Origin of the sequence: Brevundimonas sp. (genome assembly GCF_035627475.1) — a bacterium.
Classification (GTDB): domain Bacteria; phylum Pseudomonadota; class Alphaproteobacteria; order Caulobacterales; family Caulobacteraceae; genus Brevundimonas.
In genome coordinates this window covers 72930-88287 of sequence record NZ_DASPLR010000040.1, presented here as the reverse complement: position 1 = coordinate 88287, position 15358 = coordinate 72930, and the positions used below count along the sequence as shown (strand labels likewise).

General features: G+C 71.1%; 13 protein-coding genes. 12 read left to right on the top strand and 1 reads right to left on the bottom strand.

What is annotated here, in order from left to right; genetic code table 11:
* Positions 1–21: 21 nt before the first annotated feature.
* The 12 genes from VEA62_RS10810 to gspM all read left to right on the top strand — a co-directional run bounded on the left by VEA62_RS10810 (position 22) and on the right by gspM (position 12877).
* A complete protein-coding gene (locus tag VEA62_RS10810) occupies positions 22–2646 on the top strand; it encodes a TonB-dependent receptor domain-containing protein (protein ID WP_324821493.1) in 2625 nt (874 codons plus the stop codon).
* A 189-nt stretch (positions 2647–2835) separates the two neighbouring features.
* Positions 2836–3675, top strand: a complete 840-nt coding sequence (locus tag VEA62_RS10805; protein ID WP_324821491.1) for a type II secretion system protein N — start codon at positions 2836–2838, stop codon at positions 3673–3675.
* Complete coding sequence (gene gspD / locus VEA62_RS10800; RefSeq protein ID WP_324821489.1) at positions 3672–5702, top strand: type II secretion system secretin GspD; 2031 nt, start codon at positions 3672–3674, stop codon at positions 5700–5702. Before VEA62_RS10805 ends, gspD begins: the two co-directional genes overlap by 4 nt.
* 7 nt (positions 5703–5709) lie before the next feature.
* Positions 5710–7224, top strand: coding sequence for a type II secretion system ATPase GspE (gspE, locus tag VEA62_RS10795; protein ID WP_324821487.1), 1515 nt, complete (start codon positions 5710–5712; stop codon positions 7222–7224).
* Positions 7224–8441, top strand: a complete 1218-nt coding sequence (gene gspF, locus VEA62_RS10790; RefSeq protein WP_324821485.1) for a type II secretion system inner membrane protein GspF — start codon at positions 7224–7226, stop codon at positions 8439–8441. Before gspE ends, gspF begins: the two co-directional genes overlap by 1 nt.
* A 13-nt stretch (positions 8442–8454) precedes the next feature.
* Positions 8455–8904: a type II secretion system major pseudopilin GspG gene (gene gspG / locus VEA62_RS10785; protein WP_324821483.1), complete on the top strand. Its 450-nt coding sequence runs from the start codon at positions 8455–8457 to the stop codon at positions 8902–8904.
* Positions 8905–8938: 34 nt separating this feature from the next.
* A complete protein-coding gene (locus VEA62_RS10780; protein WP_324821536.1) occupies positions 8939–9385 on the top strand; it encodes a GspH/FimT family pseudopilin in 447 nt (148 codons plus the stop codon).
* Entirely contained in the window at positions 9378–9728 is a 351-nt protein-coding gene (gene gspI, locus VEA62_RS10775) for a type II secretion system minor pseudopilin GspI (RefSeq protein ID WP_324821481.1), read from the top strand. Before VEA62_RS10780 ends, gspI begins: the two co-directional genes overlap by 8 nt.
* On the top strand, positions 9725–10315 hold the full coding sequence (gspJ, locus tag VEA62_RS10770; RefSeq protein WP_324821479.1) for a type II secretion system minor pseudopilin GspJ: 591 nt from the start codon (positions 9725–9727) through the stop codon (positions 10313–10315). The genes gspI and gspJ overlap by 4 nt, the downstream gene beginning before the upstream one ends.
* Entirely contained in the window at positions 10315–11301 is a 987-nt protein-coding gene (gspK, locus tag VEA62_RS10765; RefSeq protein ID WP_324821477.1) for a type II secretion system minor pseudopilin GspK, read from the top strand. Before gspJ ends, gspK begins: the two co-directional genes overlap by 1 nt.
* Positions 11298–12404 carry a type II secretion system protein GspL gene (gspL, locus tag VEA62_RS10760; RefSeq protein ID WP_324821475.1) on the top strand — a complete coding sequence of 369 codons (1107 nt, stop codon included), beginning with the start codon at positions 11298–11300 and terminating at the stop codon, positions 12402–12404. Before gspK ends, gspL begins: the two co-directional genes overlap by 4 nt.
* The gene (gene gspM / locus VEA62_RS10755; protein ID WP_324821473.1) at positions 12401–12877 is read left to right on the top strand and encodes a type II secretion system protein GspM; all 477 of its coding nucleotides are present in this window, start codon (positions 12401–12403) and stop codon (positions 12875–12877) included. Before gspL ends, gspM begins: the two co-directional genes overlap by 4 nt.
* 33 nt (positions 12878–12910) lie before the next feature.
* Here the strand turns inward: gspM and VEA62_RS10750 are convergent, their stop codons facing one another.
* On the bottom strand, positions 12911–15157 hold the full coding sequence (locus tag VEA62_RS10750) for a TonB-dependent receptor plug domain-containing protein (protein WP_324821471.1): 2247 nt from the start codon (positions 15155–15157) through the stop codon (positions 12911–12913).
* Positions 15158–15358: the final 201 nt, after the last annotated feature.

Below are 15358 nucleotides of genomic sequence, written 5' to 3'. Positions count from 1 at the left end.
AAACTCTCCAAGGCGCAGATCATGAAGACCGCTCCCCTGACCCTCACCGGGCTCCTGCTGGCGACCAGCGCGCTGATCGCGCCCGGAACCGCCCTTGCCCAGACCAGCCCCGCGCTTCCCGATCAGGACACGGCCACCGTGGTGGACGAGATCGTGGTCCTGGGCCGCAACATCCCCGAGCCCAATCGCGAGAGCTCGGAAGTGGCCGCCTTCCTGACGGCTGAAGACCTCGAGCGGACCGGCGATTCGACCGCGGCCGCCGCCCTGACGCGGGTCACCGGCCTGACCATCGTCGAGGGCCGGTTCATCTATGTGCGCGGTCTGGGCGAGCGCTATTCGTCGGCCCTGCTGAACGGTTCGCCCCTGCCCAGCCCGGAGCCGCTGCAGCGGGTGGTGCCGCTGGACCTGTTCCCGGCCAGCATCCTCGAGAGCGTCACGGTCCAGAAGAGCTATTCCGCGAACTTCCCGGGCGAGTTCGGCGGCGGCGTGATCGACCTTCGCACCGTGGATGCGCCGCGCGAGCCCTTCTTCAACATGTCCGCCTCGATCGGCGCCAACACCGAGACCACCAACGAAGAGAGCCTGATCTACTACGGCTCCCGCACCGACTTCACCGGCTTCGACGACGGCACGCGGGATATCCCGGGCCCGATCGCCCTGGCCTTCGGCTCCGGCCGCCAGATCAACCGGGCGAACTTCTCCACCGACGAGCTGCAGGTGATGGGCCAGTCCCTGGTCAACGCCCCGCTGCGCCTGCTGCAGCGCGAGACGACCCCGGTGAATTTCGGCTTCGACCTGGCCGGCGGCTTCTCCAGCGACAGCAGCATGGGGACGCTCGGCCTCATCGCGGTCGCGGGCTACAGCAACAACTGGAGCACGCGGCGGGGCTTCCAGGAGGAAGGCCAGTTCTCTGGCGACGTCCTCGTTCCGGTCACCAGCAAGGCCTTCGAGTCCAACCAGAACGACCTGCAGCTGAACCTGCTGGGCGGGCTGTCGCTCACCAACAACGACCACGAGCTGAAGTGGACCAATCTCTACGTCCGCAGCACCACCAAGGAAGCGCGGACCAGCGCCGGTCCGGACCTCAGCGTCGGCGGCGGCATCCTGCGGGACGACTATACCGAATGGTTCGTCCGTCAGCTGTTCTCCAGCCAGCTGGCCGGCGATCACTACTTCATGGACGGGGCGCTCGAGTTCGACTGGCGCGCGGCCTGGGCCCATACGTCCCGGGACGCGCCCTATGAATCGCGCTTCCAGTACGGCGTGAACGCAGCCGGGGACTACATCCACAATCCGTCGAACCTGATCTCGTTCAGCGAACTGGACGAGGACGTGCTCTCGGGCGGGGCCGACGTAAGCTACGCCCTGCCCCTGTCGGATGCGCGGGAGGCGGTATTCAGCCTTGGCGCGGCCTATATGGACAGCAGCCGGGAAGCGACCCGCTACGACCTGCAACTGGCGGCGGTGAGCGGGCTGACCGATGAGCAGCGCCGGTCGCGGATCGATTTCCTGTACTCCGACTTCAACATCAATCCGACGACGATCGAGCTGCGCCAGGTGGCGGGCACCAACGGAGCCGGCGCCTACGACGCCTCGCTCGAGGTCGCCGCCGTCTATGCCCAGGTCGACGCCGAGATCATCCCGCTGGTCCGCACCACGCTCGGCGTCCGCTTCGAGGACAGCCAGCAGTCGGTCACGCCGCGCGACCTGTTCGGGGGATCCACCACGTTTCCCGCGACGGAGATCGAGGAGCAGTACTACCTGCCCTCCTTCACCACGACCTGGAATTTCGCCGAGGACCAGCAACTCCGGCTCGGCGTGTCGCAGACCATCGGCCGGCCGCAGTTCCGGGAACTGGCGCCGCAGTCCTACATCGATCCGGACAGCGACCGCGAGTTCACCGGCAACCCCTTCCTGGTCGACACCGAAATCCTCAACGCCGACGTCCGGTACGAGTGGTATTTCGCCCCCCAGCAGTATGTGACGGCGGGAGTCTTCTACAAGGATCTGGACAAGCCGGTGGAGTCGGTCGTGGTGCTGACGGGCGACCAGCGCCAGCAGTCGTTCCTGAACGCGCCGAAGGCGACGGTCTATGGCGCCGAGGTCGAGGCCAAGAAGTATTTCGAGTTCCCGGACGCGGGCTGGTCCTTCATCGCCAACAAGCGCTGGCTCGTCCAGGCCAACTACACCTGGTCGACTTCGGAGGTGCAGGTGGGGCCGGACGACGTGGTCTTCACCCAGGGCGGCGGCGGCGCCCCCGAGCAGGCGTCCTTCTTCATCGAGGACGGCAGCCGCCTGCAGGGCCAGTCCGATCACGTGGCCAATCTGCAGATGGGTTGGGAGGATGACGCCGCCCGCTCGCAGGCGACCCTGATCGTCAACTACGTCAGCGAGCGGATCACCGCCCGTGGCGCCGGCGCCGCCGGCGCGCGCGAGCCGGACTACATCCAGGACCCGGGCGTGTTCCTCGACTTCGTGTACCGCAAGGACTTCGAGTATGCGGGCCGCGATCTCGGCTTCGCCCTCGAACTGCGCAATCTCCTGAACACCGATTACGACGAGTTCCAGGAGCTCGGGAACAAGATCCGGATCAACAGCTACGACCTCGGATCCTCGGCCACGGTCAGCCTGAGCGCCCGCTTCTGAGGCCCGGCGAGGCCGCCGCTCCCGGGCGGCGGCCTCGTCATTCCTGATTGCCGAAATGCGGCAGTTGCTCCGCATCCGCCCTAACCGTCACGGCAAGTTCTCCGCACCGTCATGGGCCCGTGAAGCCCGGACACGGACGATTGGTCTACGACGCTTCCGGGCCGTCGGGGCCCATCGGGGCCTGCGATCGTGATCGGCGCAATTCGCAACTGGAGCACGGGAGCGCGCGAGGCCCTCGCGGCCCGCCCGGACCGCGTCAGGACCGCAGCGGAGGCGACGCTGGCCCTGTTGCTGATCGTGCAACTGGGGCGGCTGGTCTGGATCGCCGTCGAGCCCGTCGACGTCCCGGCAGCCCCGGTGACGCGGCCCGAGGTGAAGCCCGTCGACTACGCCGTCTTCCAGCGCTTCGACGCCTTCTTCCGCACCGGCGGCCAGAGCAGTCTCGCCGAGGACACCGCCGCGGGCAGCGGCCAGATGCGGCTGTTCGGCGTCCGTGCGGACGGCTCGGGCGGCGGCTCGGCGATCATCGGCCTGGCTGACGGCCGGCAGGTGTCGGTCGCGGTCGGCGAGGCCATCGAGCCCGGGCTCCTTCTACGGTCCGTCGGCTCCGATCACGTGGTGCTGGCGCGTGGCGATTCTCTCAGCCGGCTGATCTTCAGCGATCTGCCCACAGGCGCGCCGCCGCCGCCGCCGCCGCCCGCCGGCGAGCAGACCGTCACCCCCGCGCCGCCTCCCGCAAGCGCCGCCACGGTCGACCCCGCCAGTCTGGTGGCGGAGGCCTCGCTGCGTCCCCGCATGCAGGGCCTCAGGATCAACGGCTTCACCGTGACCTCGGGCGGCGACGCCCCGGCGTTGGCCGCCGCCGGACTGAAATCCGGCGACGTCATCCTGGCGGTCAACGGCCAGCCCCTCGACGGACCCGCCCGGATCGCCGCCCTGCGCGGCCAGCTGGCCGACGCCGGCAGCGCCGAAATCCGCTTCGAGCGGAACGGCGCGGTTCAGACAACCACCATAAGGACAGGCCGTTGAAGCGATCGAACCGCAGCGTCCCCGGCCTCGCCCTGGCGGCCCTGCTCGCCCTCCAGCCCCTGGCGGCGCCCGTGGCGCTGGCCCAGACGGGCGGGCAGACCCTGAACGTTCAGGGCGCCGACATCCGGGCCTTCATTCAGGACGTGGCCCGGTCGACCGGCCGGACCTTCATCGTCGATCCGGCGGTGACCGGGACGGTGACGGTGACCAGCGACCGGCCCCTGTCGCGCGCCCAGCTGTTCGAGGTCTTCCTGTCGACCCTGCGCGCCAATGGTCTGGTCGTGACGCCGACCAGTTCGGGCGCCTACCGGATCAGCCCGGCCCAGGGCGCGGCCCAGGGACCGGCGACGGTGGGGGCGGAGCGGTTCGCCACCGAGGTCTTCCAGCTGCGCAACATCGACGCCGCCTCGGCCGCCGAAACCATCCGGCCGCTGGTCGGGCCGCAGGGGCAGGTGCTGCCCAATGCGGGCGCCAACAGCGTCGTCGTCGCCGACTTCGCCGACAACCTGGCCCGCATTCGCGCCCTGATCGGCCGCATCGACGTCGACCGGACCGGCTTCGAGGTGGTGACTCTGGAGAATTCCTCGGCGCGCGAGATCGCCGGGGTCCTGCAATCCGTGCTCGCCCCTCCGGGCGGACAGCCGGGGCAGGGCATGGTTTCGGTGACGCCGGTCGAGAGCTCGAACTCCGTCGTGCTGCGCGGCGATCCGTCGGCCGTGGCGCGGGTGCGTCCGCTGATCGAGGATCTCGACCGCCGCGCCCGGTCAGCCGACGACGTCAAGGTGATCTTCCTGCAGCACGCCAACGCCGAGGCCCTGCTGCCGGTGCTGCAGCAGATCGTCGGCCAGCCGGTGACGGCGGCCAGCGCCAATGCGGAGCCGGCCGGGGGGCGGGGCGGGGTCGGAAGCGCCGCCGAGGCCGATGCGGCGCCCGCGCCCGCCGCCGCCGTCGCGCCGGTTCCCGGCCAGCGCGCCACCATCGCCCGCTTCCCCGGCGCCAACGCCCTGGTCATCTCGGCCTCGGGCGACACCCAGCGGATGCTGGCCGAGGTCATCCGCCAGCTGGACCAGCGCCGCCAGCAGGTGCTGATCGAGGCCATCGTGGTGGAGCTGTCCGACAACGCCGTGCGCGAGCTCGGGGTGCAATGGCTGCTCGCCGGCGAGGACGGCAACCCCATCGGCCTTACCAACTATTCCGACAGCGCCACGCCGCTGGTTCCGATCGCCGGCGGCGCCGCGGCCGGCCAGCTCGACGAGGACGATCCGCTGCGCGAGCAGCTGCAGAACCTCGCGCTGAACACCCTGCTGGGCGCCAACGGCTTCGTCGGCGGCGGCGGCGGGCGGATCGGCGACGGCCTGTTCGGCTTCATCATCAACGCCGCCAAGACCGACGACGGCTCCAACCTGCTGCAGACCCCGTCGCTGATGACGCTGGACAACGAGGAGGCGACCATCCTCGTCGGCCAGGAGGTGCCGATCACCACCGGCGAGACCCTGCTGGACGGCAACTCCAATCCGTTCCGCACGACCCAGCGCCAGGACATCGGCGTCAAGCTGATCGTCCGTCCCCAGATCAACGCTGGCGGCTCGATCACCCTGTTCCTGCGCCAGGAGGTGTCGAGCATCAACGGCGTGCTCTCCAACTCGGCCAGCGACCTGGTGCTGAACAAGCGCGAGCTGGAGACGACCCTGGTGGTCGACGACGGCGACATCGCCGTGGCCGGCGGCCTGCTGGACCAGAACGACCGGCTGTCGGTCGACAAGGTGCCGGGGCTTGGCGACATCCCCGGCATCGGGGCCCTGTTCCGCTCGACCAGCCGGCAGCGGGGGCGGACCAATCTGATGGTCTTCATCCGCCCGACCATCATCCGCACTCCCGCCGACGCCCAGGCCCTGAGCGCCGACCGCTGGGGCTATATGCGCCAGCAACAGCTGACCAACGCCCCGGGCGTCGAGCCGAGTCTCGACGAGATGCTGCGCGACTACATGCGCACCCAGGCGCCGGCCGCACCGGTCGCCACGGAGTGAGGGCGGCATGATCACCCTCGTCAATCCGACCCTGCCCTACGGCTTCGCCAAGCGGCACGGCGTCATCCTGCTCGACGCCGGAGACATCGCCCTGGTCGGCCTGCGCGAGGGGGCCGATCCGGCGGCCCTGGTCGAGACCCGCCGGGCGCTGGGCCGGCCGCTGCGCCTCGAACGGCTGAGCCAGGCCGAGTTCGACCGGCGGCTGTCGCAGGTCTATGCGGGCGATCCGCTGAACGCCGCCGATGGCGATGATCTCGACATGCCCTCGGGCCTCGGCAGCCTGATCGACGACATCCCGGCCGCCGCCGATCTGCTCGACACCGCCGACGACGCCCCGGTGATCCGCCTGATCAACGGGATAATCGCCGAGGCGGTGCGGGCGGGAGCCTCCGATATCCATCTGGAGCCGTTCGAGAGCGCCCTGACGGTGCGCATGCGCGTCGATGGCGTGCTGCGCGAGGCGCTGTCGCTGAACCCCCGGATCACGCCGCTGCTGGTGTCGCGGATCAAGGTCATGGCGCGGCTCGACATCGCCGAGAAGCGGGTGCCGCAGGACGGGCGCATCCCGCTGGCGCTGGGCGGCAAGACGCTGGACGTGCGGGTCTCGACCCTGCCGTCGCGGGCGGGCGAGCGGGTCGTGCTGCGCATCCTCGACAAGGACCAGGCCGAGCTGAGGCTGGACGAGCTGGGCATGACCGGCGAGACGCTGGACGCCTTCCGCGCCGCCCTGCGCGAGCCCAACGGCATCATCCTCGTCACCGGCCCGACCGGCTCGGGCAAGACCACCTCGCTCTACGCCGGCCTGTCGCTGCTCAACGACTCGACCCGCAACATCCTGACGGTGGAGGACCCCGTCGAATACGCCATCGACGGCGTCGGCCAGACCCAGGTCAACACCAAGGTCGGCATGACCTTCGCCGCCGGCCTGCGCGCCATCCTGCGTCAGGACCCGGACGTGGTCATGGTCGGCGAGATCCGCGACGTCGAGACCGCCCAGATCGCCGTTCAGGCCTCGCTGACGGGCCATCTGGTGCTGTCGACGGTGCACACCAACGATGCGGCGGGCGCCATCACCCGGCTGCGCGACATGGGCGTCGAACCCTTCCTGCTGGCCTCGACCCTGCGGCTGATCGTGGCCCAGCGGCTGGTGCGGCGGCTGTGCCCGGCCTGCCGCCGCTCCGAGCCGGCGGACGGCGCCACGGCGCGGCTGATCGGCGTCCGGACCGGCCAGCCGGTGTGGCGCGCCCAGGGCTGCGAGCGCTGCCGCCAGACCGGCTATGTCGGCCGGGTCGGCCTCTATGAGGTGATCGCCGTCGACGACCGCATCCGCCGCCTGATCGCCGCCGAGGCCGACGAGGAAGCCGTCAACGCCGTCGCCTTCGAGCGCATGGACACCTTGGCGCGGCGCGCGCGGGCCTTTGTCCTGGGCGGCCTGACCTCGGTCGAGGAGGCGGTGCGGGTGACGCGGCAGGACGTCGGCGCCCTTCAGGACGACGCGTCCGCGGCCGGGGCGGCGGCCTGATGGCGGCCTTCGACTATGTGGCGGTGGACGCCGGCGGCCGCACCCTCACCGGCGCCCTGACCGCCGCCGACGAGGCCGCCGCGCGCGCGCTGCTCGAGCGCCGCAAGCTCCTGCCGCTGGAGGTCACGGGCGGGCGCGGCGCCCTGCAAAAGGCCGATCGCCTCACGCCGGCGAAGGGCGCCGTGCTGAACGCCAGGACCCTGGCCCTGACCACCCGTCAGCTAGCCACCCTGGTGTCCGTCGCGCCGATCGAGGAGGCGCTGCGCACCATCGCCCTGCAGGCCGACCGGCCGGCTGTGCGGCGGGTGCTGGAAGGCGTCCACGGCGGCGTCATGGAAGGCCGGCGGTTGTCGGACGCCATGGCGTTGCAGGGACAGGCCTTCCCGCCGCTGTATCGCGCCATGGTCTCGGCGGGCGAGACCTCGGGCGCGCTGGAGCCGATCCTCGAGCGGCTGGCCGACGGGCTGGAGCGGGACCAGACGGTGCGCGGCAAGGTGATCACGGCCCTGGTCTATCCGGCCGTGCTGGCGGTGGTGGCGCTGGGCGTCATCGGGGCGCTGATGACCTTCGTGGTGCCCAAGGTGGTCGACCAGTTCGACAGCATGAACCAGACCCTGCCGCTGCTGACCCGGCTGGTGATCGGCGTCTCCGACCTGATGCGCGACTGGGGCTGGCTGGCCGGCCTGGTGCTGGTGCTGGCGATCTTCGGCGGCGGCCTTGCCCTGCGCAATCCCGCCGTCCGTCTCAGGGCCGATGCCGCCCTGCTGCGCCTGCCGCTGGCCGGCCGGCTGATCCGCGACCTGCACGGGGCGAAGATGGCGCGAACCCTTTCGACCATGATCGCCGCCGGCCTGCCGGTGCTGGAGGGGCTGACCATCACCGGCCGCACCGTCGCCAACCGCCGCCTGCGGATCGCCACCGAAGCCATGGCCGACGCGGTGCGTGAGGGCGGCGGCCTGTCGGCGGCCATGCGCCGGGCCGACGTCTTCCCGCCGATCCTCGTCCACATGACCGCCTCGGGCGAAAGCAGCGGCCGGCTGGAGCCGATGCTGGAGCGCGCCGCCGACTATCTGGAGCGCGAATTCTCCACCTTCACCGCCGTGATGCTGAGCCTGCTCGAGCCGGCCATCATCGTCGTCATGGGCGGGGTGGTGGCCCTGATCGTCCTGTCGATCCTCCTGCCTATCCTTCAGATCAACACCCTGGCCATGGGGTGATGGAGTAACTGCCATGACCGAGACCGAACGCAAGATCGCGGAGGCCCGCCGCAAGCGCGCGGGCTTCACCCTGGTGGAGCTGATGGTGGTGATCGTCATCATCGGCCTGCTGGCCACGGTGGTGGCGATCAATGTCCTGCCCAGCCAGGACAGGGCCATGGTCGGCAAGGCGCGGGCCGACATCTCGGTGCTGGAACAGGCGATCGAGACCTATCGCCTCGACAATCTGACCTTCCCCGACGACCTGCAGGCCCTGGTCGCCGCCCCCGCCGGCCTCGCCCGGCCTGAGCGCTACCGCCAGGGCGGCTACGTCCGCCGCCTGCCCGAGGATCCGTGGGGCAATCCCTACCAGTACCGCCGCCCCGGCACGCACGGCGGCCAGTTCGACGTCTTCTCCCTCGGGGCGGACGGCCGGGAAGGGGGCGAGGGCAATGACGCCGACCTCGGCAACTGGCAGGTTTAGGGGCGCTAACGCTTGCGACGCGGTCGCTCGCTGTCTGAGCGCGCGCCGCGCCTGCCGCGCCGGTTTCACCCTGGTCGAGCTGCTGATGACGGTGGCCATCATCGGTCTGGCGGCCGGCGCGGTGGTGCTGTCCGTGCCCGATCCCCGGCCGTCCGTCGAGCAGGACGCCGAGCGCTTCGCCGCGCGCCTGTCGCGGGCGCGGGAAGAGGCCGTGCTGACCAACCGGTCGGTGGCGGTGGAGGCGACGGCCGCGGGCTACGGCTTCTCCGCCTTCGACGGGGCGGAATGGTCGCCGCTGTCGGACGGGCCATTCGGGCCCGAAGCATGGAGTGCGGGCGTGTCGGTGTCGCCGGCCGGGCCGGTCCGGGTCGTGTTCGATCCCACCGGCGTGGCCGAGCCCGCGACCATCACCCTCAGCCGCGACGGCCACGCCTCACGCATCACCGTCGACGGGGCCGGGGAGGTCGCCATCGATGGCTGATCGAGGCGGCTTCACCCTGATCGAACTGTTGGTCGCCCTGGCCGTGTTCAGCCTCGCGGCCATGGCCCTGCTGAACCTGTCCGGCGAGAACACCCGTTCCGCCGCCCGCGTCGAGACGCGCACGCTCGGCGGCGTCGTGGCCGAGAACCTGGCCGTCGAGGCCATGATCGACCCGCGCCTCGCCGAAGGGGAGACGGACGGCGCACTTCCGCTGGCGGGCCGCCATTGGCGCTGGAGCCGCTCGGTCAGGAGCGTCGAGGCCGGCATGCTGCGCGTCGACATCCGAGTCGCGACGGACGAGGGACAGGCCGCCGACCGCGTCGTGTTCCGGGCGCGGCCATGACCGGTCCGCGATCCGGCTTCACCCTCGTGGAGGTGCTCGTCTCCCTGCTGATCTTCGCCCTGATCGCAGCGGCGGGGGCGGCGGTGCTCAGCCTGTCGATAGACAACCGCTTCGCCATCAAGGCCGCGACGGACAGGACCGCTGACCTGCAGCGGATGCGCAGCCTGCTGAAGGCCGATCTGGGGCAGGCGAGCGGCCGCCGCTCGCGCGGCCCGACCGGGCGGCCCATGCCCCAGCCGATGAGCGGCCAGACCACGCCCGGCGAGCCGGTGCTCGTGCTGACGCGGGCAGGCTGGAGCAATCCGGGCGACCAGCCGCGGCCGTCGCTGCAGCGGGTCGAGTACCGGCTGGTCGAGGGGCGGCTGGAGCGGCGTGTCGCCAGCCATCTGGACGGGGCGCGGCCGGGACCGCCCCAGGTGCTGTATCGCGGCGTCCGGGACCTGACACTGGCCTTCATCAAGGACGGGCAGGAGGCGCCGGCCTATATCGTCACGGCCGAGCGGCCGCTGCCAGACGCGGTGCGCATGCGGATGGCGCTGGACGGCTACGGCCCGGTCGAACAGCTGTTCCTGGTGGGCGGCGGCTGATGCGGCGAGAATCCGACAACCGCGAGGGCATGGCCCTGCTGACCGTGCTGCTGCTGGTGGCCGTGATGTCGGTCGTCGCCGTGGCGGTGCTGGACGACGTGCGCTTCTCCGTGCGCCGGGCGACCAATGCGGAGACCCAGGCCCAAGCCCAGTGGTACGCTTCGGGGGCCGAGGTTCTCGCCCGGCGGCAGGTGGCGCGTCTGCTGGCGGCGGGACCGGCCCGCACCCCGCTGGAGCCGGAGTGGAATGGTCGCCGTCTCGGCTTCCCGATCGACGACGGTTCGATCAGCGCCGTGGTCACCGACGGGCAGGCCTGTTTCAATCTGAACAGCCTGGTCGAGGGCGTCGGCGAGGATCTGATGGCCCGGCCGCTGGGGAGGGCGCAGTTCCTCGCCCTGGGGCGGGCCGTGGGCGCGCCCGCGAGTCGCATGCGCGCCGTGGCCGACGCCCTGACCGACTGGCTGGACGCCGATGGCGAGGCGCGGCCGCTGGGAGCCGAGGACGGCGCCTACGCTGGCCTGGCCCGGCCCTATCGCACCGGTGGGGTGATGCTGGCCGAGGTCAGCGAACTGCGGGCGGTCAAGGGCGTCGACGCCGACCTCTATCGCCGCCTTCGACCGTGGGTCTGCGCCCTGCCGACCAGCCGGCTGTCGCCGCTGAACGTCAACACCCTGACGCCGGAGCAGGCGCCGCTGCTGGTGATGCTGACCGACAACGCCCTGGATCTGCAAGGCGCCCGCGCCGTCATCGCCCGACGGCCGCGCGCGGGATGGCCGGACGTCGCGGCCTTCTGGAACCAGCCCTCCATGGCGGCGGTGGAGGTTCCGGGAGAGGTCCGCGATCAGGTCACCGTCCTGACCCGCTACTTCAATCTCCGTGTGGACGTCGCCTACGGCGGCGGCCGCGCCGTCCGCACCGCCCTTATCCACGCACAGCCCGACGGCGCCGTGCGGACCGTCCTTCAGCGCTGGACTCCCGAAGAATGAAACCGATCCGCCTGATCCTCATCCCGACGCTCACCGGGCAGCCGGCGCCCTTTTTGATCGTCGCGCCGGACGGCGGCGTCCTCCAGCGCGGCGTGCTGACCCTGGACGCGGTCGAGCGGCCGGAGCCGATGCGCACCGTCGCCATCTGTCCCGGCGCCGACGTCTCGGTCCGCTGGCTCGACCTGCCGGCGGGGGGCGCCGCCCAACTCCGGGCCGCGGCCGCCTGGCGGCTGCGCGACGAACTGGTCGCGACGCCGGACCGGGTGGCGACCGTGGTCGGGCCCCCGGCCGGACCGGGACAGCCACGTCCGGTCGCCGTGGCCAGCCTCGCGCTGCTGCAGGCGTGGTCGGACTATCTGGAGGCCCTGGGCCTTCGCGCCGACGTGCTCACGCCTGACATGCTGACCCTCGCCGAGCCCGAAGCTGACGATGTCGTTCTGGCGGTGACATTCGGCGAGAACGTCGCCCTGAGAGGCCGGCGCTTCGCCGTCACGGTGCAGGCCGATCTGGTCGATCTGGTCGCCGGCGGCCGTCAGGTGGTCGCGGTCGAGGATGCAGCGGCGGTGGAGCGGGCGCTGGCGGCGGCCGCGCTTTCGCCGCTCGTCAACCTGCTCGACGCCGGCGTCCGGGAGGGGGCGGACGTGCGCCGTAGCTGGCGGCGGGCGGCCGGGCTGGCCACCGCGGTGCTGGTCTCTCCGCTCCTGCTGACCGCCGCCTCGGCCGCCCGCGACGACATGGCCGCCCGCCGGCTCGACGCCGAGGCGGTCGCCGCCATCGCCGCCGCCGCCCCGGATCTGGCGCGGGAGGCCGACCCGGTAGCCGCCCTTCGCCGGCGGGCCGATGCGGCGCCGCCGCCCGGCGGCGTGACGGCCGCCGCCGCCGCCCTGTTCCTCGCGATCGAGGCGGTCGAGGGGGCCGAGCTGGACATGCTCGCCGCTGCACCGGAGGCCGGGGTCAAGGCCACGGTCAGCCACCCCGGATATTCGGACATGGAAGCGATCACCCGCCGGATGGCCGAGGCAGGCATGGCGGTGACCGAGACAGCCACCCTCGACGACGCCGGCCGCGTGGTCAGCGACATCAGCATCGGAGCCCGTCCATGAACCGCCTGTTCGCCGAACTGCATCAGGCGTGGGACGGCCGCACCCGACGCGAGCAGCGGATGCTCGCCGCGATGGCGCTGCTCGTGGCGGCGGTGGTCCTGTGGCTGGGCGTCGTCCGCCCGGTGAGCGGCTGGCGGAACGAGGCCGCCCGGGACCGGGCGCGCGCCGAAGGCGAACTGGTCGAGGTGCGCTCCGCCCTGGCGAGGCTGGCGCAGGAGGCCGGTCCAGGCGTTCGCCGGGCGGACGCCCGCGGTCTGGAGCCGGTGGTCCGGCAGACAGCGGAAGCGGCCGGGCTCGAGCTGGTCACCGGCATGGACGCCTCGGGCCGGCTGGGGTTCCGCGTGGCGAACGCGCCGGCCGCCGCCGTCTTCGGCTGGCTGGCCGCCCTCGAGACGACACACGGGCTGCAGCCCGCCAGTCTCAGCGTGGTCGAGAACGCCGACGCCTCGCTGCAGGTCGAGGGGGCGTTCTGAGCCGCCCCCTCGCCCTTCAGTCGAGCGGCCGGATCAGAAGGCCGCGCGCACGGTGAGCTGATACAGCACGCCCGAGCGCTCGCTCTCCAGCTCGTATTCGTCGAGATCGCCGTTGGCGCGGTTGTCGAGAATCTCCTCAATCGAGTCGCCGTCGTACTTCAGGAAGGTCTCGCGCTTCTCCTTGTCGAGGAGGTTCTGCGCCGACAGGCGGACCACGAACCGCTCGCCGATCCGCTTCTCGACGAAGGCCTCCAGATCCTGGTCGTATTCGACCTTGACCAGTTCATCGAGACCCGACTCATAGCCTTCGTCGCGGCCGTAGAGGCTGGCCCCGAAGCTGGCGCCCCAGGTCGGCAGGTTCTGGATGAAGCCGACGTTCCAGACGTTCTGCGGCTGGTTGCGGAACTGGCGCTCGACGCCGGTCCAGGGATCGAGAACCTCGCTTTCCAGCCAGGTGTAGTTGAAGAAGACCCCGGTCTCCGGCATGCCGAACACGTCGAGCGGCGCCGACAGGTCGATCTCGACGCCCCAGGTCGTGCCGTCGCCGATGTTGCGCGGCTCGACGAGGTTGTAGGCGTCGTCGCCCGGGTCGACCGGACCGCCGTCCTCGTCGACCTCGGTCCCGGTGTCCGTCAGCTCGATCAGGTTCTCGATCTCGCGGTAGAAGACGTTGACGCCGAAGACGCCGCGCGAGCCGAGGCGGCGCTCGTAGCCGAGGTCGAAGCCGGTCGCGAACTCGCTCTCCAGCAGGGGGTTGCCCTGGAGGGCGTCCTCGTCGGCCGGCTCCTCGCTGGCGAGATAGGGGGCCAGGAAGCTGTAGTCCGGGCGCCGCTGGGTGCGGGCCCAGGAGGCGCGGAACTGGTCCCTCGCCGTCGGCGACCAGGTCAGGTGGAGCGACGGGAAGAACTCCTCGGCGTCGGACGAGACGACGCCCAGATCGCTGGTTACGTCCCGCTCCATCGATTCGAAGCGCAGGCCGGCGTCTATGGTCAGGGCGTCGGTCGGCTCCCAGGTCAGGCGCGCGAACGGCTCCAGCCGGGTCTCCTCGATGGTGTAGATCGCGCCGGGCTCCGGATCCGGGTCGTCGATCGCGCCGTTGTCGATGTCGAACTCGACCACGGCGGCGTCGCGCTCCTTGGTCAGCCAGTCGGCGCCGAGCTTGAGGCGCAGCGAGTCGGGGCCGAAGGTCCAGGCGGCGCCGAACTCGTATTCGTCGTCGGTGATGTCGGTCTCGACGTACTCGTCCAGCTCAAGCGGATCGCCCGGGTCGGCGACGTCGACGCGGCTGGTGGAGTCGTCGCGGAAGCCGGACCAGCCGGCCTTGAAGTCCAGCTCGCCGCCACCAACCTCGAACTCCCCGTCGACGCCCAGGGCGTAGCTCTGCTGGCTGATGCGCTCGGCCTGGACCTCGGTCTCGTCCAGCTCGTCGAACACGCCGGAGCCGTTGTCGACGAAGGTCAGGGAGGTCTCGTCCTCGTCACGGCTGGTGTCCACCGCCAGGCCGTTGAAGCGGAGCCGGCCGCGGTCGAATCGCACGGTGTATTCCGCGTTGGCGGACAGGTCCTCGCCGTCCCGGGTGTCGTCCTGCAGCTCGATGTTGTCGAGCACCCCGCCGGCCGCGGGGGCGTCGTCGTAGCGTTCCGAACGCTTCTCCTTCGGATTGCGCCGGCCCTGGTAGTTGAGCCCGAGCCACAGCGAGGTGTTGTCGGTGGCGCCGGCCCAGGAGATCGAGCCGGAGCCACGGATCTCGCCGTCGGCGTTGACGAGGGCCCCGGCGCGGATGGCGCCGCCGTCCAGCTGGGCGCCTTCCTTGAGGACGATGTTGATCGCACCCGCGACGCCATCGGACGGCTGGTCCGCACGCGGACTGCGGATGATCTCGATTCGCTCGACCAGTTCGGCCGGAATGCGATCGACCAGGAAGGCTCCGTCGTCCTCCCCGCCGGGGGCGCGGCGGCCGTTGATCAGGATGTTGGTGTAGCCGGGCGGCAGGCCGCGCATCGAGACGCCGTCGAACTCAAGCACATCGGAGGTGAAGGTCACCCCCGGGACGCGCTTCAGCATCTCCCCCACCGAGACCGGCTCGAAGCGCTGGAAGTATTCGAGGTCGTAGGACAGGATCGGGTTCTCGTCCGTGGTCCGGTTGCGGAACACGATCTCCCCGTTGACGATGACGTCCTCGACGGCCGTGGCCTCGACCCGGCCGGCCTCCTGGGCGCAGACGGTTCCGGCGAGAACGAGAGGCGCCACAGCGGCGCCGAGCAGAAGCTTGAGTTTCATGGCGAGCATCCCCGTGACCGGTTCGACCCCGCGGCCGCCGGTTCCGTGGCCCAGCTAGGCCGTTGCGGCGACGCCCCCGCGATGGTTTGGCGAAGGCCCGTTGGCGCTTTTCCGATGGTCCGGTGACGAATGATCCTGGTGCGGACCGGTGTTCATCAAACCGCAGACGGATCGTCACGGAGCTTGCGTTGACGCTCCGGC

Excerpts from the sequence above, each read along its gene's own strand:
- gspI (WP_324821481.1), top strand. The coding sequence starts at position 9,378 with ATGGCTGATCGAGGCGGCTTCACCCTGATCGAACTGTTGGTCGCCCTG.
- gspJ (WP_324821479.1), top strand. The coding sequence starts at position 9,725 with ATGACCGGTCCGCGATCCGGCTTCACCCTCGTGGAGGTGCTCGTCTCC.
- gspK (WP_324821477.1), top strand. The coding sequence starts at position 10,315 with ATGCGGCGAGAATCCGACAACCGCGAGGGCATGGCCCTGCTGACCGTG.
- gspG (WP_324821483.1), top strand. The coding sequence starts at position 8,455 with ATGACCGAGACCGAACGCAAGATCGCGGAGGCCCGCCGCAAGCGCGCG.
- gspM (WP_324821473.1), top strand. The coding sequence starts at position 12,401 with ATGAACCGCCTGTTCGCCGAACTGCATCAGGCGTGGGACGGCCGCACC.
- gspL (WP_324821475.1), top strand. The coding sequence starts at position 11,298 with ATGAAACCGATCCGCCTGATCCTCATCCCGACGCTCACCGGGCAGCCG.
- VEA62_RS10750 (WP_324821471.1), bottom strand. The coding sequence starts at position 15,157 with ATGAAACTCAAGCTTCTGCTCGGCGCCGCTGTGGCGCCTCTCGTTCTC.
- gspF (WP_324821485.1), top strand. The coding sequence starts at position 7,224 with ATGGCGGCCTTCGACTATGTGGCGGTGGACGCCGGCGGCCGCACCCTC.
- gspE (WP_324821487.1), top strand. The coding sequence starts at position 5,710 with ATGATCACCCTCGTCAATCCGACCCTGCCCTACGGCTTCGCCAAGCGG.
- VEA62_RS10810 (WP_324821493.1), top strand. The coding sequence starts at position 22 with ATGAAGACCGCTCCCCTGACCCTCACCGGGCTCCTGCTGGCGACCAGC.